The sequence below is a fragment of the Vibrio sp. 03_296 genome (assembly GCF_002265885.1).
In genome coordinates this window covers 1-721 of sequence record NZ_NPKW01001407.1, presented here as the reverse complement: position 1 = coordinate 721, position 721 = coordinate 1, and the positions used below count along the sequence as shown (strand labels likewise).

Here is a 721-nt window from a genome sequence, read left to right as displayed (position 1 = left end):
CAAGGTCACTTCGTCTGCTTCGTCAACACTGATGTTGCCGTCGCCTACGGTCGTCAAGTCGATGCTCGGTAGATCCGCATTGTCCGCATCCAACGTCGCGCTTTCTGTGTCGCTCGCTGGGTTGCCCGCGCTGTCCGTCACGTCCGCTTTCACGCTGATCGCGCCATCAACCAGACCCTTACCTGTTAGGTCTGCGGTCGTGCTGAACTTGCCATCTTGAACGGTCGCTTCGAACGAGGCTGTGTTGCCTTTTGCTGTCGGTCACGGTCAAGGTCACTTTCTGACCGTCTTCTACGTTGGTCGTGGTTCCTGACAAGGTCACTTCGTCTGCTTCGTCACACTGATGTTGCCGTCGCCTACGGTCGTCAAGTCGATGCTCGGTAGATCCGCATTGTCCGCATCCAACGTCGCGCTTTCTGTGTCGCTCGCTGGGTTGCCCGCGCTGTCCGTCACGTCCGCTTTCACGCTGATCGCGCCATCAACCAGACCTTACCTGTTAGGTCTGCGGTCGTGCTGAACTTGCCATCTTGAACGGTCGCTTCGAACGAGGCTGTGTTGCCTTTGCTGTCGGTCACGGTCAAGGTCACTTTCTGACCGTCTTCTACGTTGGTCGTGGTTCCTGACAAGGTCACTTCGTCTGCTTCGTCAACACTGATGTTGCCGTCGCCTACGGTCGTCAAGTCGATGCTCGGTAGATCCGCATTGTCCGCATCCAACGTCG

2 protein-coding genes are annotated in these 721 nt (G+C 57.1%); both read right to left on the bottom strand.

What is annotated here, in order from left to right; genetic code table 11:
• Positions 1-318: 318 nt before the first annotated feature.
• On the bottom strand, positions 319-465 hold the full coding sequence (locus CIK04_RS33050) for a hypothetical protein (RefSeq protein ID WP_176463503.1): 147 nt from the start codon (positions 463-465) through the stop codon (positions 319-321).
• Positions 462-721: hypothetical protein (locus tag CIK04_RS33045; protein ID WP_176463502.1), on the bottom strand; the 260-nt coding region annotated here is incomplete at its 5' end. The genes CIK04_RS33045 and CIK04_RS33050, both read right to left, overlap by 4 nt.